The organism is Desulfopila sp. IMCC35008 (genome assembly GCF_010646885.2).
Classification (GTDB): Bacteria; Desulfobacterota; Desulfobulbia; order Desulfobulbales; family Desulfocapsaceae; genus Desulfopila.
Genome location: NZ_CP050700.1, coordinates 3,470,846 through 3,493,670, shown reverse-complemented (window position 1 = coordinate 3,493,670; position 22,825 = coordinate 3,470,846). Strand labels below are relative to the sequence as shown.

Genomic DNA, 22,825 nt, shown 5'->3' with positions numbered 1-22,825 from the left:
TTTCTCAGCCTGGCTTTCTGAAAAAACCACTGATGATTAGAGCCTTGTGTTCAGGAGGAATGTCTGAAAATCTTATCATAAGTTTTCAATCTATTGATACCAGGTTCCATTAATATGTCCCAGTATCAATCGGTTGACATTGCTTACCTTAAGATACTGCTTTACCGGGAGGCGGCGGCTATTCGCAACATGATAATGGAGTCATCAATGCTGATTTTTCCATCACCATTAATATCACTATGCAGTTCATCTCCCTCTTTTTCTTTTCCTGTCAGCACCTGTAAGGCGGAGACTGCACGTTCCAAATTCGGTTCTACCCGACGAACAGGACCAATATACCGGGTTGCGAGAACGATGTTGTCCGTCCATCGAATCATGGTTTGTGGATAATTATCTGTTGTCCGATGCAGATTCAAATGCATGTCTGTCGGGTAGAGTCCTTCAATATCCCGGTATCGCATATTGGTGACCCTTGATTGTAGTACTCCGTCAATCCAGAATCGCGCTTCACCATCATCCTCTCCCGGTGTGTTGAGATATAGTCCCACTTCATAGCAGTGCCAGCCGCCAAAATCGATGTAGGAAAAAGGGTCTGCGTAGGAAGAGAATCGGTACGGTACATTGCCCACTGGCGGGTCGCTTATCCGGATGGTTCCTAGGGACGGCACTGCTGTTTCAGGTGAAGGGTTGTAGCTGTAAAGGTGGCCAACCCAGAGGTATCCGTCGTTTGCCTGGGGCTTGCTGCTCAGCCCCCAGCCAACAAACTGGGCCTGAGCATTATACCAGTTGGTGCCATCGCAAGGAGTATTGGTACTGCTGGAGTTTGTCGGGTCACTGAATACGCCAAACCCTTTTACCCCAACACCCGATTGACCGTCCTGGGGCCGAAAACTGTCATCGAACATAAAGCACATCCGCACAAAATAGGTCGGCCTCTCTCCCTGATGTGCCTCTTCCGGTATCTGGTAACGTGTTGTCGGACCGTTGTACCCCTGCGCCCAGCGGTGCTCCCCACTATGTTTTCCGGTATAAGCGTGTGTTGAAACAACATTGGTGTTGAGAAGGTATCGGTCTTCTTCAGTCTCTATGGTCACAGTGCCAGTTTCAAAATCTTCAACTGCTAATACATGTGCGTTTGCAGTTATTCCGATATCATTAGGATAGCTGGCGGCAAGTCCCCAGTTCACTCCCGCTTCAAGGCCCTGTTGCCAATGGTCCGGCAGTTCATGTGCGTAGCTTTGCATCAAATCAGTAGCCGAAATGATAAGACAGAAAAATAGAATACATCTATGGGTGGGGGACCCGAGCATTGTTTGTACCGTTTCCGTCCAGACTATTCAACTGGTTTGCATGACTCTCTGTGTCTCTAAAAATAACATATTTACAGTGTGTTGCACTTCTTTGTAGGATGAAAATAACTTGAGTGACTGACTATTGCAATTACTTTTTCCGGATAAGGGGTACCACTCAAAAGAATGGTCATCAGGGTCTGCCATTCCCGTGTTAAGATGTCAACGTCCGCAAAATTACGCTGCCGGGTTTCCAGCACGAAGTTGTCCCTGTGATGGTGGAAATGGGCCCGGTTGGCAAAAAGAGCTTGCTGAATAGGGGACTATTCTGGAAGAAAGGCCAAAATATCCACATGAGTTCAGGGTCTCTTTCAAGGAGATTCTTCTTGCCAATCTTAAGCCCATAGCTCAATTTTGATACAAACACACGATCACACATTCGGCTGATATTAAGACGCAATTTCAGCATGTGCAATTGAAAGGATCGCTGTTGCCCTCCTGTCTCTATTAATTCCGACGTAGTAGTTATCGTTAAAAAATTCACTTGTTATCCTTACAATATTGCAAAAGCCACTCGAGAGAAGAAACCGTTCAATAGTGTCGTTATGGAGCCCGAAAAGAAGAGGCTCATTCGATTTTTCCGCAATTTTCAGCCACCCTTTCGCCTCTTTACTTTCATGTGTTCCATCAACTACTTCACGATATGTGTGATCAAATATAATAGAACTTCCTTGGCCCTTGTTCTTTGATACAAACAACAGCGTTTCATTTACTGTTGCCTGATCAATATACATGGTGACACCTTCCCAAATGAATACTGTTTTTAGGCTGTTGTCATATCCATTATTGGGCAAACAAGACTGAAGATTATCTTTTTTAAAATCAACCGGAACGTATGTCACATGATCAGGTAGTGCCTGAAATATCTTAAATAATTTATTTTTCTTTACTTTCTGAGTAGCAGGATGATCAACCTCAAATATTTTTACGGAACTTTTCAGCTCATCAAACCGATAAGCTCTTGAATCATATCCAGCTCCCAGGATCACCAACTGTTGGAGGCCACTTTTTATTGATTCCTGCAAATACTCATCAATATACCTGGTTCGTGCCAGGAAATACTCATGAAATCCTGGTACGATATTTTTAAATACTTCCAGTGCTGTCTCTTCAGGCATCTCGGTTTTCCCTATAACGGTGAACCCGGGAGGAAGAAAATGTCTGGCGAAAGGATCATAGCATATTCTTTCTCCGATGTTTTTAGATGAATCAAAGGCTCGATGTGCCGCGATGATTGCTGCTGACCTACTTGCTGTTTGATTTTCCATGATAATCCTCCAATTGAAAAGAGTTATTCAGGGTTGGATAGAATGTATCATATTAAATTAAGGAAGTATTATTCGAGATGAATAAAGAATTATCTGAAATGAACGAATAGCTCTGATATTATTTTTTGCTGGCGATCTTGGTTGCATAGGAGGCGTCCGAGAATTGATATTGCGAGCATAAATTTCCCGCCAATGGCTTGGTGTGAGCAAAGATGGTAATTCTAAGACAAACTCCTGGGAACCAGTTAATTTAATCAAATTTTTTCATGTAAGTTTTAGGAGAAATACCAAAATAGTCGGAAAAGGCTTTTGAGAACGAAGGAAGACTGTTGTAACCGACTTCATATGCGGTTTGGCTTACATTTGATCCATCTCTTTCAAGAAGTTTTTTGGCTTTTTCGAGACGGCTCTGTCTGAGGTAGCCAAAAGCCGTTGTGCCGTATATTCTCTTGAAATCCAGATTCAGCCTCGTATGCGAAGTCCCAACATTCCTTGAAAGTTCAGATAGGCTTGGTGGATTTTCAAGGTTATTATTTAAAATTTCAGCAGCTTTCATAATACGCACACTGTCATCTTTTGATAACCTCGGCGGTTTTTTTGTGCCCGTTTTAGGTTGTATCATCTGATCGATCTTATAGGTGATCAACTCCATCGTTTTGCTTTCCAGGTAGAATTGCCTCATCGTCCCTGAATAATTGCAATTGAAGATCTGACAAATGACCGTCTTCATTGTCCTGGACATCCTGGCAGTATGAAAAAAGCTTATCTGGTCAGATCCGGCAAGGATATCTCTGAAAGCGAAAGGCCCTATATCAAATTGCCCGTTGAAGTAGTTTAATAGAACAGATGGACTTATATGTATACTTAGTTGATGAAGGCGGTGGCCTGCATTTACGAAAACTGCGCCATCAATTTCGGGCGAGAAACTGGTGTAACTATGCTGGACCATTCCATCTGAAAAATCCCTTCTGAATCTGGTATCAATAAAATGATAATCAACCGTTCCGCTACCCGATAGAAAAAAAACAAATTTGATGAATTCTTCTTTTGCCGAAATCATGTTCTTGATTTCACTACGAGTGGTTACATCCATAAGAGAGAGAATGAGACCTGGTTTCAATTTACATATCCAGTTTTTGTTATTCTGTCTTCCGTGAAAATATTCTGCCAGGAATTCAAAGGATTTTTCCTCTTTTAAAGGGGCGGATCCGGCGACAGTTGCCCAGATAAACTCCTCTGAGGTCTTGGTTGTAATTACGTTGTTCAACATGACCAAAACACCTTGGTGAATTATGAATGCTTTCGGGGTGATTATGACTTCTTGTACTATCAATCACTATATCACAACTTCTAATAACTGGGTAAGTACGCCGAGTTTGATCTCTACACTCACTGTTGTCCCATCGTGCATTCCAGAATAAAAGTTTCGGGGAAGTAGGTCCTTGGCGACAGGCGTAAAATGACCTCGAAGTGTTTAATCATCTCAAGAGTTTTTTTGCCCTGTTTTCAAAGCATACGAGTGGGAAACCAAAACATGTTGCTTTATAAAATGATTAGATGATAAGGATGGGACTATTAATAAGATACATTTTTTTTTGTAATCTCAACTGTTTTGGCGCGGGTATCAATTATCTCCAACTCTTATCCTAAGAAGGAATTCTGCCTCACTATGAAATTGAAAAAAAACATATTATATTGATACTAACCATATTGTTGAGTACGCCAGTCAATATATCAGCCTATGACTCCGACACAGATGGTATTACTACTCTGGCAGATGCGGTTATCTCCGTGAAAGAACCTCGGCTGATGGAAACCATCCACACACTTCAAGTTCTCACTGGGATGAACCCTTCTCCAGATGTTTATTTTTCACGTAGTACTAGTGGGAATATTGTCACGGAATTAACAACGGGTATCATGTGGCAAGATAGTTCTCCAAGATTTAAGACTGAAGCGGAGGGTATTCTATATTGTAACGAATTTGTTCTCGACGGGTACGATGATTGGCAACTCCCGGCCTTTGCCGAATTGCAAAACTTCTTCAAGGGTGTTCACGACGATACGATTTTTGATTTGCGATATTGGAGAACCTTTAGCGGATGTACTGCCGCCGTTGCAATCGGCGGCTATGTCAAAACCCCGGTTGGCGCAGAAAGATATGGCGGTGAAGTTGGGGACCGTATCAACTTTACAGGGGGAGCAGCTGCAAGATGCATCAGAGTTGCCCCATAGTATTGCACTTACTTCGGCTTTAACACCTTCACTGTCGCATATTGCGATTCAAGAGCAGACATCTCTCTGGCCAGGTTGGTGCCAAAAGATAGATCACACTAGTAACTCTCAAGAACACTTTTTCTGCTATCGAAGATTAATGGGCTCACATATTTTGACTTGTCATCATTCAATATCCGTATACAGGTACTATTAACCTGCAGAAACTTCGGATAGATTAAAGTTTTCAGGAGGAGGTGTAGCTGACAAGAGCCTCCCGCAAGCCACTATTGGACAGAAATATTGCCATTTTGGTCGTAAGAATCAGGCTGTTTGAAGGGGAGGGTGGCCTGAACCATGGACATGATTAATTGGTGGCGAAAACGGGGTTCTTAGGATAGGATTGTGCAGATAAATACAGGGGGTAAAAATGAGAAAAGTTATCCTCCACAACTAAAGCAACTTCTTATCTCTTCACTATCAGTTACATAATGAGGAAGACTTTCCGATATCCTGTTTTTTCGTTTCTCCTCCTCCTGACAGCTGTTCTTTTTTTCGGAACACCATTGACACTGTCTGCAGCCGATGTTCCACCGCTCAAATCGCGGGTTAACGACTATGCCGCGATGTTTTCAAAAGACACCATCCAGTCACTTGAGAATCAGCTCGAGACTTATGAACGTTCTGACTCCACGCAGATTGCCGTTCTCACCATCACCTCACTCCAGGGTGACTCGTTAGAAGACTTTTCCATACGCGTCGCCGATGATTGGAAAATCGGCCGTAAGGGGTATGATAATGGTGCCCTGCTGATCATCAGCAAAAACGACAGAAAAATTCGCATCGAAGTGGGGTACGGCCTTGAAGGAAGTCTGACAGATCTTCTGGCTGGAAGAATTGTTGATACCATTATAAGCCCGGCTTTTAAACAAGGGCAATTTGACAAAGGCGTTCAAGACGGTGTTCAGGCCATGATCAGGGCAACTCAAGGCGAATTCACCGGAGATGGCACTGCCGAAAGCGGCATCATCGTTGCCGACTCTCAGACAGCATCCGGTGGTACAGGTCTCAGCTTTAAGGAATTCATAGTTTTCCTGACGATTATCATCGTCATCTTTATCAGCACAAAGATCCTGGGAGGCCATATCACCATAGCCGCTTTCGCAGGTGTCTTGATCGTTCCGATCCTTGGTATCATCTTTACCGGTAACGGCGGTACAGGTTTTCTTGGGTTGCTCGCCATTGCCGGTTTTTTGCTCGGAGCACTGGTCGGCTTTCTATCACCCGCCAAAAAAGTGTTTTCTTCACACGGTGGAGGCGATGGCGGAGAGGGGGGCGGTTCTTCATCCTCCTCAGGCGGTGGATTCAGCGGTGGTGGCGGCGGTTTTGGTGGCGGTGGCTCGTCGGGAGACTGGTAGTACGCCGAGTCATTATTATTCTCATAACCATCTGTTGATGATCTTTTGATGAGCCGAAGCGATCACCATAGTAACCAGCAGGCTCCCAGGCGCCTTTGATCTATCGGCTATCTTTACGACCCGATATTTTCGTCGGAACCCATGAGTCCACTACGAACAAGATTGCTGCAGAGGGGGACATTTCATTAACCTGGTTGCAGGCGTCCGGTTTTCAGAGTGGCAGATCTGATCAAGAAGCGTTAATCTTGTCTCTTAAAATGCCAGAAGGCTTAAACGTAATAACTCTTCTCTTCTCAAGCATGAGACTATCACCGGTCTGGGGATTGCGCCCCTTTCTTTCTTTTTTGTCCTTCACATTGAATTTGCCGAAACCACTAAGTAGTAGATCAGAGCCATCAATGAGAGCTCCTTTTGATAGTCGGAGGAACGTTTCCACAGCATCAACTGCTGCTTTTTTTGTCATAGTGCTATGCTCTTTGTAAACAGCTTCAACGAGATCAGCTTTCGTTAGTGTCATTTTCCCATGCTCCTATTTTTGAGAAGAAAATTGAATAAACCCAATGAGACATAGATATTTAACAACGAGAGCACCGGTATTTCCAGTAAGTATTTGGTAAGGTATTAAATTTACATAATCATCTAGAAACAAAAACGACCGAACACCGAAGCATCCAGGACCTCCTTGTTTTTGTATGTTCATTCGCACTTTCATTACACTGCAAGAAGTTCTGCTGGCCTTTATTTATCTGTTTTTACATAACTACTTCTGGGACAGCTTCCTGGTCAGATCCCAAAACATCCCTGATCTTTTCTCCTAATTGAGACAATGTGAATGGTTTCTGAATAAATCCTTGGCATCCACGGTTTATAATTTCCCGAGCTTCTCCATCGATACTGTAACCACTTGAGAGTATAATTTTGACATTGGGATCAAAATTTTTCAGCTTATCAAAGAGTTCTCCACCATTCATTTGAGGCATTATCATATCAACAATAAACAGATCAATTCGTTTATTCTCGGTTCCAGCAATTTCTAAAGCCTCCATGCCTGATGAAGCAGTTATAACATCATAGCCAAGCATGGAAATCATTTCTTTTCCCACCTCAATAATCATGGGCTCATCATCAACCAAGAGAATTGTGTCTGTACCTTTTTGTGTTTCTGGAGATGGTTTTTCTTCAGAAAATATTTCTTTCTGTGAGCATGGTAGTAGGATGGTAAAGCATGTACCCTCGTTGATCCTACTCTCAACAGAGATAAAACCGTGGTGATTTTCAATGATTCCATACACCATGGCGAGCCCCAAACCTGTACTTCCCCCCAAAGAATTAGTAGTAAAAAACGGATCAAACACTTTTTCTATATCATCTTCACTAATACCTTTGCCAGTGTCGTTAACAGCAACTCGAACGTAGTATCCAGGTTTAATGGTTTTGACCTCTGCGGTCTTTGAATCGACCATTATTTTCTCGCTTGTTATAGTTATAGTGCCTCCCTGGTCCATGGCGTTTGATGCATTTAACAGCAAGTTTACGAACACCTGCTCCATTTGGTTTTCATCAACTTCAACTACACTGAGGTTATCTTTAAAAACAGTTCTAATCTCGATTGCTTTTTTTGCAGGTTTCACAATCTCAACACTATTCTTGATAACAAGATTTATACTGACCGCTTTGAGTTCATATTTTCCACCTCGTGCAAAGCCAAGTAACTGAGAAGTTAGATTTGATGCTTTTTGAATATAGCTCTCCATCAGTTCAAGTTGAGTAAAATGAGGATGCTGCTCTTCAAGACCTGCCTGAATGATGGATATACGCCCCTGGATTCCCATAAGTAGATTGTTGAAATCGTGGGCTACGCCACCGGCAAGAGTACCGAGAGATTCAAGCCGCTGGGACTGTTGAAGTTTTTCCTCAAGAGTTTTCTGTGTTTGCTCAGTTTTCTTTTTTTCAGTGATATCTCGGACAATTCCTTTTATGCCGGTAAGAGCATTGTTGTCATTCAGAATTGAGGAAAATGTCCCTTCCAGGTATCGATTTGAACCGTTAGATAGAATGACTTCAAACTCTATATGGAGGGTAGTTTTTTGTGAGTTATAAATATCCTGAAATTCATCAGTAATCGTGTTTGTTTCTAAATTCTCTAAAAACTCCGTAAAACTGGTGCCAACAACTTTTTCTAATGGCTTATCCAGCATCCTGCACATTGCAGGGTTAGCCATTGTTATTATGCCGTCTTGATCTTGCTCAAAATAACCCTCAACCATAGTTTCAAGAATGGTACGGTATTTTTTTTCGGAAGAAATCAACGCCTGCTCATACTGTTTACGTTCAATGGCCAAGGCTATTTGGTCAGAGACTGAAATAAGGGTATTTAAATCCATTTTGTCAAAAAGTTCGGCATCATGATAACTCAATGTGGCCATAACGCCGATTACTTCATCTTTTATCTTCAATGGAACACCTAGCCACAGCTCTGGAACTGTTCCAATAAGTGTTTTTGAGTCACGTCTCTTTTCGAGTTCATTTTTCCTCAAAAAAACAGGAGTGGCATTTTGAATGACACCACCGGTTAGGCAATTGTCGAGTTGAAGCTCGTCACAATAGACATCATCATCATCGTAGATATCTCTATAGTATGGAAAGCTAATCTGTTCGTTTTCTTTATGATATAAGGCAATAAAGAAGTTCGTCAGATCCATGATTTCACCAAGAATATGATGAATTGATCCGTATAACTCGCCAAGATCCTTCGAATTCCTGACTGCATTCGAAATTTTAAAGAGGGTTTGGTTGAGCTGCTCGGCTCTTCCTAAAGATAAGGAACCTTTCCTTTTGTTAGGTGGGTTAGCTGAACAGAGGGTCGGAGATAATATCTTGTCCAAATCGTTATTCATAGTTGAAACTTATTGATATTGATAGAGTTAAATTGCTTTTTCCGTATAAATCATTCAAGGGAAGTAATGATATTATTTTTTCTGGTTGTTGCTAATCTAAAGCAAGTAATCCTGCGTGAAATAAGCTGAACTTTAGTGGCAACCCAATATTTTTTAATACATTCTATTTTTTGCTCAAAAGCAACTACTAAAAAGTTCAGCCTACTATTGATCGTTCTCCCCTGCACACTCACCATTTATGCTAAAAGAAAAGTAATTTTACCGCTCCAGGTGCATCAAGGCTGATGGAGCAACTTTTCTCTGATTGTGAGACTGGGAGAGTTAACCAGAATACCCCACACAGAATTCCCCAAAATATTTCTCCACCCTTCCTGTGGAAACTACTCGACCTTACTTTTTCTTTGACCTCGTTATCACCAATTTCAAATCGTATTATGCAGATATAGTTGACATGGAAACTGTTTATGTGTATTAGTTGAAATGGAAACTAACCTGGGGGAAAGAATGGATTCAGAAAAACAAAGAGAAGTACAAAAAAGTAAAAATATTGAAACACAGCTTGTTATGTCATTGATAAAGAACGGCTTGTTTCTACAAAGAAAGTTGGGTCAGGTCTGCCAACAATTCAACCTGAACACAAATCAATTTCTTGTAATTAATGAAATAATCCTGAAAGGTCCTCTCAGCCAGAAAGAATTATGTAACAGGCTCCTCTTTGAGAAATCCAATATTTCTAAAATTATAAAGACATTGCAGGATAAAGAATTAATCAGTGTGTCGGTTGCTCCCGCAGATCGACGCTCAACTCTGCTTATTGAAACCGTTAAAGGAATTGAAATCTGGAAAGATTGTCTCCAGTCTTTTAACCACTCATCCGCAGATTTGATGACTTCTCTATCGGATAGAGAACTTCTCGATATACTAGAACTACTGAAAAAAACAGGTCAATCATTTAGCTATATGGAGTCTCAATAAGTATATGTTTTAAATGTGATTATCTCAGGGAGTGCTTTATGGGGAAAAATTTCAAAAACGCTATGGAGATATTTCAGATCCTTCCTAAAACCAATTGTAAAGAATGCGGTCAGAGTACTTGTCTTGCATTTGCAGGAGCCGTATTTACCGGCAAGGTTGGGTTATCTGCTTGTACTTATGTCCCCCAGGATAAATTGCAGCAATTTGGAGGAAGTAAGAAAGGTATCAACCCTATTGAGGAAGAGTTCTATGCTGTTATAAGGAAACTGCAAACGGGACTTCTTTCACTTGATATGGAAGAGAGAGCCAAAACGGTAAAGGCTGAATGCGAAGACGGGGTTATAACTATTCCTATCTGTGGAAAACGTTTCAGCATTGACCGACGAAGTAAAGTGACGACCAATATCCATGTAAACGGCTGGATTCTCAAGTCGGTTCTTAACTACCTTATCTATTCAAAAGGAGTACCCCTTAGCCACAACTGGGTCCCACTTCGTGAGCTGCCAAATGGTAAAGACTGGTATCGACTTTTCGGTCAACAGTGTGAAAATATACTTAAAGGTACGGCCGACAAATACCCGGATCTCTTTTCTGACCTGGTGGGTATGTTTAAGGCTGAAGAAGTGGTTGACCAATATGAGTCTGATGTTGCTGTTATCCTCTATCCACTGCCTTTGGTCCCTATGCTAATATGTTATTGGCAACCTGAAGACGGTATGGAATCTTCGCTTAAACTGTTTTTTGATGATACCGCAGAGTCCAACATCGGTATGGACGGCCTTTATACCCTCGGAGTCGGGTTTGCGTTAATGTTGGAGCGATTATCAATGGTTCATAGTTCAAATCAGCCTTCGCAAAGGATTAGATCAAATGGGATTAAATGACACATTAAAATGCCCTGGTATGGATAAGACCTTATCAACCTTCCCAATCGAGTTTGATTGCCCTCAGTGCAATGCTATCGTTGAGATCTGGTCAGATGAATTGAAGTGTCGATGTACTCAATGCGGAACAGTTGTTTTTAATCCTGATCCCTCGGTCAAAAAACCAGACCCAAAGACGTTTGAATCGAAGGCTAACCCTATTGATGAGCTTTTAGAATTAGCAATGGACTTTGGGAGTAGTGCTGTAACAATACTTGATGCTGATCATATTCAAATTGATAATCAAATAGCAGATCTCTGTCGGGAAACCAAATGTCCCAATTATGGGTCATCTCCAACTTGTCCACCACATGTGAGAGGACCTGATTGGTTAAAGAATAACATACATAAAACATCTCAAGCGATCATGGTAGAGATTGAGGTTCCGCAAGAGCAGATGTATTCCGATAAGCGCAAAGAAATAAGTAAACTTCTGCATTTTATTGTTATACAAATCGAACGAGCCGCCCATGAGAAAGGGCTAGTGCAATCAACTGCATTTGCAGGCGGCTCATGTAAAAACATTCAATGCTCAGAACATTCTTACTGCAACTTTCTGAACGGCGATGGTATATGTCGACATCCAGACCTATCTCGACCATCGGTTTCAGGATATGGGATCAACATGAACCATCTTCTTAAAAATGCTGGCTGGTTTAAAAAGAGCAATAATTCTTTTGCACCTACAAGTTCACATTACGGATTGGTACTCATTGGCTAACTGTAACATCTCACCCAATCTTCACGGTTGGCTGAAATTATGCCGTCACCATTGTTATGTTGTATGAAGTAACGGTTGGTCTTTTTTATGTGAGTCGGTAGCTTTTATATCTTAGCAGTATTGGAAGTGAGAAGATTTGAACTACCGACTGGTCGATACATACGCGGTCCGCTGAGTGTGTCGATACACATCCGGGGCACTTTGCGACGTGAGGTTGGCAGGCAAGATTCAGCGAGACCAATTGAGCGAAGCTGAGTGAAAATGAAATGCATGATTATGTAGAGCCTCCTCAGAAAAACACCGTCCATATTACGCGGCAACGAGCCCGGCAGTGATCCGCATGGAGAAATTGCCGAAAGCAACAGCTAAAACCTTGGTACAGAGTCTGAAAAGTAGAGCCAACAACGATAGCGCAAGATTTTTACTCAACTTCTTGAGCAGAACCATGAGGTTCATCACCAAGAAGATACAGTTGATCCATGCTTCTGAGGTCTTTTGCAGCTTGGCTCGGATATAGTTGAGTCGGTAGCCGTTTTTACCTTGCCCGAACTTACCTTCAATCGGGATTCGTTCCCGACTGTCCTGGATTCGCTGTTGCTTCATTTTTCGAATCTTTTCTGTATTCTCTGCCGATTGCTTTGGGGGACGGCCAAGTGCTTTACCGCCAAAGCGAATTCCTTTTTCCTTGAGGTACTTTCGGTTATCTCGCGAGCCATATAACTGATCAGCCAGAACAACCTCTGGGTAATGACCAAACCGCTGTCGATAATCCTCCACCTGCTTTTTCAAATCCTTACTCTCATTGAACGCATCCCAACCGATATGGTCAACAAACGCCAGGCCGTCTTTCATACTGACACTGATCTTGGCGCCGAATTCAGTTTTCTTGCTTGCCTTGCCGCGCACTATCGGACGAACATGGGGTTGAGATATGGATACGATTCTGTCATCACACCTGTTTTGCCGGTTTCTGTACATTCCGTCCTGCTGCGAATACAAATGCTGAATGATCCAGTATTGCCGTTGCAGGCCATGCGGTAAGGGAAAAGGAGCGCTTCCCAAAGAGTCAAGCAGGGACGATATGTGCTTTAAGTTTCGCCTCAGGTACTGCAATTGCTCACGCAGCGCGCGACGGCGAACCTTCACGCTTGGCTTTTTGTTTTTGGCAATCTTCAGATACTGTTTTCTCGCTTTACGGCGATAGGTCCTCGGCTTCTTAGTGTAGTCACTCAGAGCATACAGTTCATCGATCAGCTTCTCGGAAATCTCGCGAGCCTCATTGAGTAAGCTCAGATCGGTCGGGTAACGAATCGCCTGCTCCGCAACTGTGGCATCGAGAAGCAGTTTCCCTCGATTTTCCTCTTTCGCTTTTCCTGTACGACGGGGCTTACCTATCTTTTCGAGGATAACTTGTTCAAATCCGGCAAACACTTCAGACCCCATCCGTTTTCGGATATCTACAAACAAGCTGGCCGCAAACGGTGGCTTATCCACATAACTGCTGAAGCCTACAAAGTACTGGAGGTACGGGTTTTCCTGGATCTGCATAACCGTCTCCTCGTCACTCAGAGTCAGCTTATGTTTGATGATCATTGCCCCTATCACCAGTCGCGCATCTTTACCAGGTCGCCCCTTTCCCGGATTCATAGTCTTGTAATAGCATGTAGCCAGGTCATCCCATGGGATAACTTCGCTCCATTTCACCCACCGGTTTTGCGGATTCAGCGAACCACCAAAGGGGAGGCTGAATCCATCCAAACTGAGTTGCTTACTGCTCGTATATCGAATCATGTGCAAGCCTTTTGAGGTATATGTCGTTGAACTTCTACATATTATACCAGATACAAGGAAGGTATGCTTGCAATTACAGTCGGTTATCTATTTCTAAGGAGAATCTATGTAAAGAATTATTATGGAGTGAACTTGACTTTCATCCAAACCTCTCTCCAGCGTTCACGTTTTATTTCAGGAGATAGAGTTTTGGGAGAAACCGCAATAGAACTTTGCAGTTCATGACCCTCAGCAAACAAGTTTGCATTAACAGTGCCTTGGATGCCATTTTTAAACTCATGAGTTACTCCGATGAGATCATGGCAAGATTTGCACTGCCAGAAGATGGCTTGTCCAGACCCTTGCTTTAACTGTTCAAGCTCTTCAGCCTTTGTAATTTGAAGCATTCCATCTGGGTCTGATAAGTATGAAGCACTTCGTGAGGTGCAGAAATCACAATCACATGCTCGTGGTGCATAGGTGTCAATGGGCTTGGGAAGAGAGAGGTTTACCTGAATTTGCCCGCATCTGCAAAAGCTTGAATAATGCATATGTGTCTCCAAAATCGAACGTTAAATTCAGCGGCCCAAGGTTTTATGGGTCCGCTGGAATAACTGCTTAAGTGCAAATTTTCTTTTTTTTGAAAACATAAACATAATTGTTCCCTTCACTAAAACTTGCACTAATCAAATCCATATTCAGTTCTGATAGAAATTCTTTATATGCTTTTTCCCCAATACTATAGTGGTTAACTGTGTACTCCCCAATCTTTCCAGTACATTCGTCTATTTCCTTTCCACCGGTAAATAGAAAACGACCTTCCGGCTTCAACAATTTGCTCACATGTTTCATGACTTTTTTCTGTTGCTTAATAGGTAAGTGGCAAATTGCGCCCCAACTGAAAATAAATTCCCATTTTCCGGGAATTTGACCGATATCAGTCATGTTTAAAAGCATGTATTCTCCGTCTTTGACATTTTTCGAATACGCATCCAGCATTGGTTGACTCTTATCAACCCCAATATATTCTTTCACAATTGGTGACACAACTTTTGCAATTGGGTGTCCGGTACCACAACCAAGATCCAGTACTTTTATTTCCTTTCCCAATATATCAACTACGTTGAGAATGTCTTTAATCCCAATATTACTTCGCATTGAATCATACGTTGAACCAACCTTGTCGTATATACTCATAATATTTTTGTCAACTTAACGTTTACATCAGGCCATCACTGGCCACTGCCATGTGTGGCATGGTGAGCCAGTACTTGATCCACTCCTCCCGCCATGGCATAAATATTACGATGTTCCGGCTAGGGTCACTGGCAACAGTCTCCTTAAACGTCTCGCGATTGAAAAAGCTGTCTGTTTTGGGGTCAAAGATGGTCTCCTCGTAACGATTACCCTGAATGTCTTCCCATACTTCAGGGCGGAGAAAATCTGCAGAAATAACGGTTCCGCCTGAAGCGTATGGATAATGCTCGGACCACATGTTAAGGCCCTTGGCCCGGGCGAGCTGAAGTTTTTCTTCTATTTCCCACCATCCGTAATCGTTGTTGTGTTGCACCAGCAGCGGCGCATCGAGAAGATATGCATTGGTAAATACTTCACCAAAACCGAGGGCGGCTTCTGTGGGCGGCTCGGACGAAAGGTGAAAACGGGTATGCACGGCAGTAAGACGTCCATAACGGGCTGCCGCACGCTGGGCCTCGAAAAATGCATAGGTTGTCAATCCCCTGGCCATGTAGGCAGGAATCGCAGCAAGACCAAGGGCCCCCTGCCGCATGTCTTCATCAAGCAAGCGTGACACCTTGTTCATCGTTTCGACAGTGTCTTTGATCATGGCCCCCAGCCCGCAACGCCGTCTTCACCTGCGGCATGCATGTAATGGGCCGCATTAGCCATATCTACGGGCTCGTCAATGGCCGTTTCCGGATCATGTACAATCATTCGGTTCAACGCATGGCTGGATGTTGTGCCATAATTGACCTGCCATCCTTCTTTAGCCTTTTTTTCATACCAGTCTCCCACATGACACGCACCGGCTTCAAGATCCATGGCGGTAGTCACCCCATCCCGCAGAACCATCTTAATGGTGAAGGGATCTACGCCATGGGCGTGGGTGTCAATGAAACCGGGAGCAACTACGAGGCCCTTTGCGTCGATCTTTTCGGCACCGGTTATATTATCTTTTGTGATGACTTCTATCCGTCCGTTTTTTACACCCACGTTGGTGACTGAATCATACATGGTCTCCGGGTCCATGACACGGCCGTTCAGAATAACAAGATCATAGTCTTTGGCGAAAGACACAGAGGTCGTTGCAAAGAAAAAAACAACGGGAGTAAAATCCTATAAAGTTGTTGAATCATAATTCGCATTCCTTTGGCAGCTATAGCTCTCTGCCATGCTAGGATCCTGTCCGAGTTTATGGATTTGTTGAGTGCCGGGCACGGCATACGCTCTTAATGGTGAGTCTAACGATACATGATTCCAGTTGGTTAGGCAAGTCTCAGGCCAGGCCTGATGGAGGGGAAGGGCGTAGCGTTATTGCAAGGGGCTGCCGGTAACGGCAGTTCTGAAGGCAGCAGTTTTGCTACAGCAAAGCAGTGCGAAGGTACGGGACGACGTACAGGAAACGAGTCAGGCGGGTCTGGTCGGGACGAGTCCACAGATAGCGTAGACTTCGACATATGATTAAGTCCTCTATCCATCGTTTAAGGGTCAGAAATGTATACTCGGCGTTCACGTACCGAAAGACGTGTGTTCACCCCGAGAGATCTCCTATGTGCCAAGGAAAAGTGGCTGAGGAAGAGGGGTAATCAGATTATATTTTGTCTTATATTTCATAACCAAAGTGAATTTATGCTAGTAACAATAGGGGGATAAGTATTGCAAATAAAATTAATAGATCCTCGGTATTAGTAAAAATAAATAACCTCCATACTTTGTGTTTTTGAATATAGTTTCGCTCATCAGCCGACGCAAAAAGCCACGCGGCTGATGAGCGAAATTATGCATTTGGACTATTTAAATGAGTAAAGTATTCCTTCAACTTGTGTTTACCATATTCAGGGGCAAGCATATCCATTGCCATGACTGTCATAAAGAACTCAACTGGACCATAAACCTTGCTTCCAGTAAGTAGCCGGACCAGTTTGAGGATAGCAATCCTTATCCAATCTGGAATATAAGTAATTTTCGGTCTAGTACCCAAAATATCAAAGGCTATTGATGCAATCTCATTTTGAGTTAGAGTTTCGGGGCCACCTATTTCAACTTCTTTATCAGGCTTGTCGATAGCATCTACGCAAAAAGTTGCCAAATCTTCACCATGGATAGGATTCGCTTTCAACTTTCCTTTTCCGAAAAGATATATTCTCCCTTTTTTTGCCATATTGAAAAATTCTGACATATCAGAGAAAAACCCATTTGGACGAACAATACAATAATCTATCTCTGACTGTTTCAACTGCTCGACAAACAGCTCTTTTGCCTCGCATATTTTTAAATTACGTAGCTTTTTACCATTGAGGACTGAAACATAAATAAATTTCTTAACTCCACTTTTTTGGGCTTCTTTCAGCAAATTCATGTTGGCTTGATAATCTACATCCATATAGGTAAGACCATCTTTTTGTTGTGTAATACCAACAGTTGAAATAACAATATCAATACCTTTACAGCACTCTTTAATGGAATCTGGATCAGTCAGTTCAGCCTTAAGCATTTCATTGACTTCAATATTGTTTTTCTTCAATTTTTCTGGGTTTCGAGCAATAGCCCTAAAAAAACAGGACCGTTGTTGCAGCTCCTTTGCAATATAGACTCCCAAGTAACCCGTTGATCCTGCCAATAAAATTCTTTTCATATTGTCCTCAACACATCATGCATAACGAGTCAGTAGGAAAAGGTCGTCGTTTGCAGAATTTTGACGATTCCCCTATGTTTATCTGCTAATTCGATTATTTAACGGCACTTTCGGCATGGTTGAGCGGTGTTTTACATGCAATTCTCAGGACTAAGGTTATAATATGCAACAAAATCAATACTTAAAACAGGAAAAAACACTTTTTCTAGAGGCTCAACGTTGAGTTAACTGGGAGCGCGCTGTTTGCGCGTCCAAGCGGAGTGCAACGGAGCGATGTTGAACGACTTGTTAGCTGATATCATTTGTTTCTGAGATCTTAGGGTCGTATCTGCTATTGAACTCTTTTGATGATTTTACTTCCTTCCAAAGTTGCACAATATATTCAAATTCATTTTGAAATGGTATCTCGAATACTGGCATATCGGTTGAATATTCACAATTTCGGCAAAGCATGAATAACCAATCTGGTTCATCAAAATCATAAAATAAACGCCAAAGCTTTAGTTCTAATGCAAGAATATCGAAAGATTTAAGATAAAATTCTTTATGTAATTGACATATGTACTTTCCTAAAAACAGCTCTTTGTCAAATTCACTGTTTGGGCTATAACTTTTAATTATGTTTAGGCAATGTTCTTCGGCTTCAGTTTCATTTACAGCACCAGCCAAGCATGAAATATCAATATCTCCATTATCCTGATTTCTTTCTAAACAGTTGACCGCCCAGTCTATACACTCAGAGATAGGATGAAAGAAGTATTTGTAATAAAAATACTTTTCTTGAAGTGAATGAACATCCATTTTTCTTTTAAGCTAACGTTTAATATGATGCATCAAAGTGATAGTGTTGTATTTGTATATATGATTTGACATTCGATTTTCAGTTTACACACAATATAACCGTTGAAAACGCATGTGACTGATATAGCATTACAATTGGTAACATACTTTATTCAACTTCCTTCCACAAGGAGAAAGCATTGGGATAATGTGCCTGCATGAAAACACGCATATACCCATGTTATAGCGCTACAGTATAATACGAATTTCCATTATCAAATAGCTCCAATAAATAGTTATTATTTTGAAATTCTTCAGCTAATAGTGATGTATAATACGGATATTCCCCGGCAATACAGCAGCCGCATAATACCTAGCTAATCATTTCTGTTTTACTAACATGTCGAATGTGCGAATGTAATCAGTGAAGGATTATGGGGAAGGTCGGGTCTTGCAGGAAAATTATGCGAGAGTTACTGTCAAAGGTGAGAGGAGGAGTTTTAGTTTTGCATTGAATTGGCACCCTGTCTCTTTCTTTTTTATACCACAATAGGGTACCAAAAGAAATTCACAAAATTCTGGGATTTCGTGGGATTGGGGAAAAGAAAAAGGGCTCACGATGTGTCGCGAGCCCTTGAATCTACTGGAGCGGGAAACGGGGGTCGAACCCGCGGCCTACATCTTGGGAAATCGAAATGCAGGAATCATCAGCAAGTTAAATGCCGTTTCTATAGGCAGTTAAGTATGATTCGATATTTAGATTAGCAGCAGTAGAAAGATAGAAAGCCTACTGAGGGGCCTATCGTGAAGTGAGATTGTTGTATATGTTTGTTGTGATACAGGTCTGATACGCGTTTGGCATGGTAAAGGGGATTCGAATCGAGAGATGTCTTTTTTGTGCATCATCAAACCCACAGGGTTATCTATTCTTTTTGAGATTCATTGTCACTTACACGATTATGAATGAATATCGGTCACCATACCACTTTAAAAGGTTGCGGGTTCGGTGAGCATAATCAGAAATCAGGGTAGTGCAGGAATGGAGTAACAGGCCGTAAGAATATTGCCTATATATCTGCATGTGATGATAGAGAATGAACTTCTTCTTAATCCAGTCACAGTAAGAACGCTCAGTGTGAATAGAATAATGCTTTATTCACAATACTTCCCGGACTTCTTCGATTATTTTTTCTTTTTTATGTTGTACTTAGCAGACCTGTGGTAGAATTATTCGAATTCTGGAACTGACATTCCAGACGATAAGCTATACCGAAAATCATGTCCGGAGTGCCTGGAAACCAGCCGCCACCGTGGTTAACGGTGCTGCGCAACCGATAACCACGGAGTCGACTGGACAATATTACCATGATAATCGAAGCGCAAACGCTCCATTATCATGGCAATATTGCCAGTCACTCCGGACGTTATGTTTCTAAAAAATGATAAAATTCCTAATTCAAATATCATTAGTGGCTTTTTTGAGCTTTCACAGTCCTTGTTTATCTCAAGAAAGTTCTGATCATTTACGTCCCTGCGCAGATGGCCTTATGGGATTTCAATTCCTTGATGAATACAATACTTATCTTAAGCGCTACTTTTTCCTCGAAAAAAACGTTGATAACTTAGGTTATTTTACTAGAATTTTGGTTATGCCTTCTTTCCAAAAAGAAGAGTATCTTTCTATTTACCAAGATGGTGAAGTTTATAATTTGCTAAATGTAATCCCAAATGAATCAGTGTGGGTATCTTTACAAAACTCAAAGCAACAAGAGAAAGATCCAAATTTCCCAGATATAAACAAAATTCAAGTAACAAAAAAATCTAAGCAAGTTTCAAAAGATCTTTATGACGCTATAAATGAAACTATGTGGAAAATGGTTATGAAATCAAAATATCCACCTGGTAATCTATTTGATGTGCTTGATGGATCAAACTATATTTTTTCTGCGGGTTTGGGTGTTTGTGCGATGACCACTGGTCAAGGAGGTGAGAATATTGAAACTTTAATCAAGATTACTCATATGCTTCTTGACTATGCAAAATCAGACAATTCATCCTTCGATGAGGAGATGAAAATTATTAATATCTCCAAAGTATTAAACGATAATATTTAACACAACCAGGCATTCCACCGGACAACCTTAAGCTTGCGGTAATGCAATACGAATCGGCAAAAGAAAATTCATATAAGATTCAGCTTTAGTTGCCTAACGTCGGTTGCCGGTGATTTCAACGTTATCTAAAAATGGAAAATATAATCATTTATACCTTTTTATTTCTTCCTGAGATATTGGTAAGCATTGGTATTTTTTCATTAATTAATAGAATAGTGTTTATTAAAAACTCAATTAAAACCTTGGGCGAAATCTCAGGAGTTCAGAATTACAAAGTTGCTAGTTCAGCAGGCGGTGGTAGGGCACCTAGCACGGAAAGGACAGTCTATTATTCAGATGTTCATTTTTATGATGAATCAGGTTGTCGTCATAATTGTATAGTCGGTTTTGCTAATCGCTTTCTATCCCGTAGAGTTGGAGATAAGGTGCCAATTATTTATAATAAAAAGAATCCCAAAATATCTTTTTTGAATCATTGGTTCATCGTATGGGTAACTCCAGTATCAATTCTATTTATCGGTATAGCATTACTGTATTTAAAATATAAAAAAATTAGATAACCAGACGCTCCAGTGGATTTGCTAAGGTTGGAGGCTTTTTGAAAATGAAGAGGTGCTAAATATTTCCCATTTTAGCTGAATATTTTGCTTTAAATCCTCAAACCACTGAGCTTAACGTTAGCCCATATTAAACATAATTTTTTGATATAAGTCCATCAAAGGAGGTATGATTATTACGAAATTATCATGTTTTTTTATTCTGTTCTTATTAATATTTATACCCGATTTTGCCTTTTCGGAATCGGTTAGAATTGCCACAGTTGAAATGCCGCCTTTCGGTTTTTTTGCAGAAGACGGGAAAAGCACCGGAGTTTTATATGAAATTTCCAACAAAATTGCTGAAGAAGCAGGTTTTTCATACACAAACATAATTGTTCCTTTTCCCCGTTTAATAAATGAACTTGAAATGGGAGCCAAAGACTGCGGAATTTTTCTTGAGAGCAGTAAACATGATAAAATTGCATTGAAAGTTGCTTTTATACTGCCTTTGGAAAATGTTGTAATTGGAAGAAAAGGAACTGATTTCAAATTTCTCAGCGACCTGCATGGCAAAACAGTTGCAACAGTCCGAAATGCAAAATATGATACTGCCTTCACAGCAGACAAAAATATACAGAAATATCAAACAAATGGTTACGAACAAAGTATACAAATGGTTATCAGCGGAAGATTAGATGCAATGATCGGTCCTAGCATGGGACTTCTGTTTACTGAAAAAAGAATGGGCTATTCAAAAGATATGTTTGGCAAAGCTCTTATTTTGAACACAAAAAACGCATATATGCAGTATTCACTCAAATCGGCAGACAAGAAAAAAACAGAGGCACTAAAAGCCGCAACGGAACGTCTTCATAAAAACGGAATAATTCAAGAAATAATAAATAAATACAGCAAATAAATGTGCAAAATAAACAAGATTGTTTTCAGAATAGCTTTGTAAGAACACTGTTGCAAATTTCTATTTGCATTAAATACTTCAGCAAATATTTTGTTCCAAAATTGTAATGTGTGATTACTTGAATTAACATGCATTGTCTTTATTGAAAATGGCACAAAATATATGATGAGGTGCTTATTAGAAATCATTGAAGCAATTATGCATAATAAATGGAAATGGGCTAACCCGGCGCTGAACTCGGACGCAAAAGGTTTCCGCTCCCTAGCGGTCGCTCCAACCTTTTGCGCCGGTTAGCTTAACGTTATCTGTAAAGATGAAAACAACACTTAATACATTCGAACCAAAACATTACGACGAAGTCCTTGCTCTATGGAAAGAATGTGATGGCATTGGGTTAAGCGAGGCCGATTCAAAAGAAAACATTCATAAATTTCTAAATAGCAACCAAGATCTAAGCTTAATTGCAGAACTAGACAGTGAAATTGTTGGTGCAATATTAGTCGGTAACGATGGGAGGCGAGGTTACATCCATCATTTAGCTGTGTCGCCAAAATTTCGTAAAAGAGGCATAGGTAAAGGCTTAGTAGAAGCAGGTATCGAAAAATTAAAAGATATAGGTATAACTAAATGCCATCTATTCATATTCACTAACAATAAATCTGGGAAACAGTTCTGGGAAAAGTGCGGCTGGAGTTATAGAGAGGAATTGAGAGTAATATCTAAAAACATAAAATAATACTCCAGATAACATCTATATGGCCTTCCGATGTCAAGAGATAATATTCACCATTGAAGCGAAAAAAGGTCACAATTAACCGATTAACCAACGAAGTATCAGATCTTTTGACAACGAACTCGTTTGCTCCAACTTTTGTCTTCAATCGTGGGTTTCAGCGCCGTAAGCGTCTGCACCAAACATCTATAGGGATTACCTGATTTGCCACATCTATATGGCCTTCCGATGTCAAGAGATAATATTCACCATTGAAGCGAAAAAAGGTCACAATTAACCGATTAACCAACGAAGTATCAGATCTTTTGACAACGAACTCGTTTGCTCCAAC

21 protein-coding genes are annotated in these 22,825 nt (G+C 41.1%); 9 read left to right on the top strand and 12 right to left on the bottom strand.

Annotated elements, in window-relative coordinates; genetic code table 11:
* Positions 1 to 161 precede the first annotated feature (161 nt).
* From GA520_RS15270 to GA520_RS15260, 3 genes are all read right to left on the bottom strand, one after another.
* Positions 162 to 1,244, bottom strand: a complete 1,083-nt coding sequence (locus GA520_RS15270; protein ID WP_163340421.1) for a hypothetical protein — start codon at positions 1,242 to 1,244, stop codon at positions 162 to 164.
* A gap of 494 nt (positions 1,245 to 1,738) precedes the next feature.
* A complete protein-coding gene (locus GA520_RS15265; RefSeq protein WP_163340420.1) occupies positions 1,739 to 2,617 on the bottom strand; it encodes an SAM-dependent methyltransferase in 879 nt (292 codons plus the stop codon).
* A 250-nt stretch (positions 2,618 to 2,867) separates the two neighbouring features.
* On the bottom strand, positions 2,868 to 3,887 hold the full coding sequence (locus GA520_RS15260) for an AraC family transcriptional regulator (RefSeq protein WP_163340419.1): 1,020 nt from the start codon (positions 3,885 to 3,887) through the stop codon (positions 2,868 to 2,870).
* 425 nt (positions 3,888 to 4,312) lie between these two features.
* Here GA520_RS15260 and GA520_RS15255 point away from each other — a divergent pair, with 425 nt between their 5' ends.
* Both GA520_RS15255 and GA520_RS15250 read left to right on the top strand, forming a co-directional pair.
* Positions 4,313 to 4,852, top strand: a complete 540-nt coding sequence (locus GA520_RS15255; protein WP_163340418.1) for a DUF1566 domain-containing protein — start codon at positions 4,313 to 4,315, stop codon at positions 4,850 to 4,852.
* 470 nt (positions 4,853 to 5,322) lie between these two features.
* The gene (locus tag GA520_RS15250; RefSeq protein WP_163340417.1) at positions 5,323 to 6,249 is read left to right on the top strand and encodes a YgcG family protein; all 927 of its coding nucleotides are present in this window, start codon (positions 5,323 to 5,325) and stop codon (positions 6,247 to 6,249) included.
* A 229-nt stretch (positions 6,250 to 6,478) separates the two neighbouring features.
* Here GA520_RS15250 and GA520_RS15245 read toward each other — a convergent pair whose 3' ends face one another.
* Both GA520_RS15245 and GA520_RS15240 read right to left on the bottom strand, forming a co-directional pair.
* Positions 6,479 to 6,766 (bottom strand): integration host factor subunit alpha, encoded by a 288-nt coding sequence (locus GA520_RS15245; protein WP_163340416.1) that lies wholly within the window; start codon positions 6,764 to 6,766, stop codon positions 6,479 to 6,481.
* 235 nt (positions 6,767 to 7,001) lie between these two features.
* Positions 7,002 to 9,146 carry a response regulator gene (locus GA520_RS15240; RefSeq protein WP_163340415.1) on the bottom strand — a complete coding sequence of 715 codons (2,145 nt, stop codon included), beginning with the start codon at positions 9,144 to 9,146 and terminating at the stop codon, positions 7,002 to 7,004.
* Between the two features lie 504 nt (positions 9,147 to 9,650).
* Between GA520_RS15240 and GA520_RS15235 the strand changes: the two genes are divergently transcribed.
* The 3 genes from GA520_RS15235 to GA520_RS15225 are packed head-to-tail and all read left to right on the top strand — an operon-like array spanning position 9,651 to position 11,765.
* Positions 9,651 to 10,121, top strand: coding sequence for a MarR family winged helix-turn-helix transcriptional regulator (locus GA520_RS15235; protein ID WP_163340414.1), 471 nt, complete (start codon positions 9,651 to 9,653; stop codon positions 10,119 to 10,121).
* 38 nt (positions 10,122 to 10,159) lie between these two features.
* On the top strand, positions 10,160 to 11,005 hold the full coding sequence (locus GA520_RS15230; protein ID WP_163340413.1) for a DUF3786 domain-containing protein: 846 nt from the start codon (positions 10,160 to 10,162) through the stop codon (positions 11,003 to 11,005).
* Positions 10,992 to 11,765, top strand: coding sequence for a DUF2284 domain-containing protein (locus tag GA520_RS15225; RefSeq protein WP_163340412.1), 774 nt, complete (start codon positions 10,992 to 10,994; stop codon positions 11,763 to 11,765). The genes GA520_RS15230 and GA520_RS15225 overlap by 14 nt, the downstream gene beginning before the upstream one ends.
* A 309-nt stretch (positions 11,766 to 12,074) precedes the next feature.
* Here GA520_RS15225 and GA520_RS15220 read toward each other — a convergent pair whose 3' ends face one another.
* The 7 genes from GA520_RS15220 to GA520_RS15190 all read right to left on the bottom strand — a co-directional run bounded on the left by GA520_RS15220 (position 12,075) and on the right by GA520_RS15190 (position 18,210).
* Entirely contained in the window at positions 12,075 to 13,556 is a 1,482-nt protein-coding gene (locus tag GA520_RS15220) for an IS5 family transposase (protein WP_370362722.1), read from the bottom strand.
* A 119-nt stretch (positions 13,557 to 13,675) separates the two neighbouring features.
* Positions 13,676 to 14,086 carry an aldehyde-activating protein gene (locus tag GA520_RS15215; RefSeq protein WP_163341074.1) on the bottom strand — a complete coding sequence of 137 codons (411 nt, stop codon included), beginning with the start codon at positions 14,084 to 14,086 and terminating at the stop codon, positions 13,676 to 13,678.
* Between the two features lie 67 nt (positions 14,087 to 14,153).
* Complete coding sequence (locus GA520_RS15210; RefSeq protein WP_163341071.1) at positions 14,154 to 14,732, bottom strand: class I SAM-dependent methyltransferase; 579 nt, start codon at positions 14,730 to 14,732, stop codon at positions 14,154 to 14,156.
* 22 nt (positions 14,733 to 14,754) lie between these two features.
* A complete protein-coding gene (locus tag GA520_RS15205; protein WP_163341069.1) occupies positions 14,755 to 15,381 on the bottom strand; it encodes a hypothetical protein in 627 nt (208 codons plus the stop codon).
* Positions 15,378 to 15,851 carry an amidohydrolase family protein gene (locus GA520_RS15200; RefSeq protein ID WP_163341066.1) on the bottom strand — a complete coding sequence of 158 codons (474 nt, stop codon included), beginning with the start codon at positions 15,849 to 15,851 and terminating at the stop codon, positions 15,378 to 15,380. Before GA520_RS15200 ends, GA520_RS15205 begins: the two co-directional genes overlap by 4 nt.
* 700 nt (positions 15,852 to 16,551) lie before the next feature.
* On the bottom strand, positions 16,552 to 17,409 hold the full coding sequence (locus GA520_RS15195; protein WP_163341063.1) for an SDR family oxidoreductase: 858 nt from the start codon (positions 17,407 to 17,409) through the stop codon (positions 16,552 to 16,554).
* 288 nt (positions 17,410 to 17,697) lie between these two features.
* Positions 17,698 to 18,210 carry a hypothetical protein gene (locus GA520_RS15190; RefSeq protein ID WP_163341060.1) on the bottom strand — a complete coding sequence of 171 codons (513 nt, stop codon included), beginning with the start codon at positions 18,208 to 18,210 and terminating at the stop codon, positions 17,698 to 17,700.
* 1,526 nt (positions 18,211 to 19,736) lie between these two features.
* On the opposite strand from GA520_RS15190, the gene GA520_RS15185 reads away from it, so the two are divergent.
* From GA520_RS15185 to GA520_RS15170, 4 genes are all read left to right on the top strand, one after another.
* On the top strand, positions 19,737 to 20,303 hold the full coding sequence (locus GA520_RS15185) for a hypothetical protein (protein WP_163341057.1): 567 nt from the start codon (positions 19,737 to 19,739) through the stop codon (positions 20,301 to 20,303).
* A 131-nt stretch (positions 20,304 to 20,434) separates the two neighbouring features.
* Complete coding sequence (locus GA520_RS15180) at positions 20,435 to 20,863, top strand: DUF3592 domain-containing protein (protein WP_163341054.1); 429 nt, start codon at positions 20,435 to 20,437, stop codon at positions 20,861 to 20,863.
* A 166-nt stretch (positions 20,864 to 21,029) separates the two neighbouring features.
* On the top strand, positions 21,030 to 21,761 hold the full coding sequence (locus GA520_RS15175) for an ABC transporter substrate-binding protein (RefSeq protein ID WP_163341052.1): 732 nt from the start codon (positions 21,030 to 21,032) through the stop codon (positions 21,759 to 21,761).
* A gap of 313 nt (positions 21,762 to 22,074) precedes the next feature.
* Complete coding sequence (locus GA520_RS15170) at positions 22,075 to 22,497, top strand: GNAT family N-acetyltransferase (RefSeq protein WP_163341049.1); 423 nt, start codon at positions 22,075 to 22,077, stop codon at positions 22,495 to 22,497.
* Positions 22,498 to 22,825 lie beyond the last annotated feature (328 nt).

Excerpts from the sequence above, each read along its gene's own strand:
- GA520_RS15205 (WP_163341069.1), bottom strand. The coding sequence starts at position 15,381 with ATGATCAAAGACACTGTCGAAACGATGAACAAGGTGTCACGCTTGCTT.
- GA520_RS15225 (WP_163340412.1), top strand. The coding sequence starts at position 10,992 with ATGGGATTAAATGACACATTAAAATGCCCTGGTATGGATAAGACCTTA.
- GA520_RS15265 (WP_163340420.1), bottom strand. The coding sequence starts at position 2,617 with ATGGAAAATCAAACAGCAAGTAGGTCAGCAGCAATCATCGCGGCACAT.
- GA520_RS15220 (WP_370362722.1), bottom strand. The coding sequence starts at position 13,556 with ATGATTCGATATACGAGCAGTAAGCAACTCAGTTTGGATGGATTCAGC.
- GA520_RS15235 (WP_163340414.1), top strand. The coding sequence starts at position 9,651 with ATGGATTCAGAAAAACAAAGAGAAGTACAAAAAAGTAAAAATATTGAA.
- GA520_RS15260 (WP_163340419.1), bottom strand. The coding sequence starts at position 3,887 with ATGTTGAACAACGTAATTACAACCAAGACCTCAGAGGAGTTTATCTGG.
- GA520_RS15270 (WP_163340421.1), bottom strand. The coding sequence starts at position 1,244 with ATGCAAAGCTACGCACATGAACTGCCGGACCATTGGCAACAGGGCCTT.
- GA520_RS15240 (WP_163340415.1), bottom strand. The coding sequence starts at position 9,146 with ATGAATAACGATTTGGACAAGATATTATCTCCGACCCTCTGTTCAGCT.
- GA520_RS15195 (WP_163341063.1), bottom strand. The coding sequence starts at position 17,409 with ATGAAAAGAATTTTATTGGCAGGATCAACGGGTTACTTGGGAGTCTAT.
- GA520_RS15230 (WP_163340413.1), top strand. The coding sequence starts at position 10,160 with ATGGGGAAAAATTTCAAAAACGCTATGGAGATATTTCAGATCCTTCCT.
- GA520_RS15190 (WP_163341060.1), bottom strand. The coding sequence starts at position 18,210 with ATGGATGTTCATTCACTTCAAGAAAAGTATTTTTATTACAAATACTTC.
- GA520_RS15180 (WP_163341054.1), top strand. The coding sequence starts at position 20,435 with ATGGAAAATATAATCATTTATACCTTTTTATTTCTTCCTGAGATATTG.
- GA520_RS15210 (WP_163341071.1), bottom strand. The coding sequence starts at position 14,732 with ATGAGTATATACGACAAGGTTGGTTCAACGTATGATTCAATGCGAAGT.
- GA520_RS15170 (WP_163341049.1), top strand. The coding sequence starts at position 22,075 with ATGAAAACAACACTTAATACATTCGAACCAAAACATTACGACGAAGTC.
- GA520_RS15250 (WP_163340417.1), top strand. The coding sequence starts at position 5,323 with ATGAGGAAGACTTTCCGATATCCTGTTTTTTCGTTTCTCCTCCTCCTG.
- GA520_RS15185 (WP_163341057.1), top strand. The coding sequence starts at position 19,737 with ATGGGATTTCAATTCCTTGATGAATACAATACTTATCTTAAGCGCTAC.
- GA520_RS15175 (WP_163341052.1), top strand. The coding sequence starts at position 21,030 with ATGATTATTACGAAATTATCATGTTTTTTTATTCTGTTCTTATTAATA.
- GA520_RS15245 (WP_163340416.1), bottom strand. The coding sequence starts at position 6,766 with ATGACACTAACGAAAGCTGATCTCGTTGAAGCTGTTTACAAAGAGCAT.
- GA520_RS15215 (WP_163341074.1), bottom strand. The coding sequence starts at position 14,086 with ATGCATTATTCAAGCTTTTGCAGATGCGGGCAAATTCAGGTAAACCTC.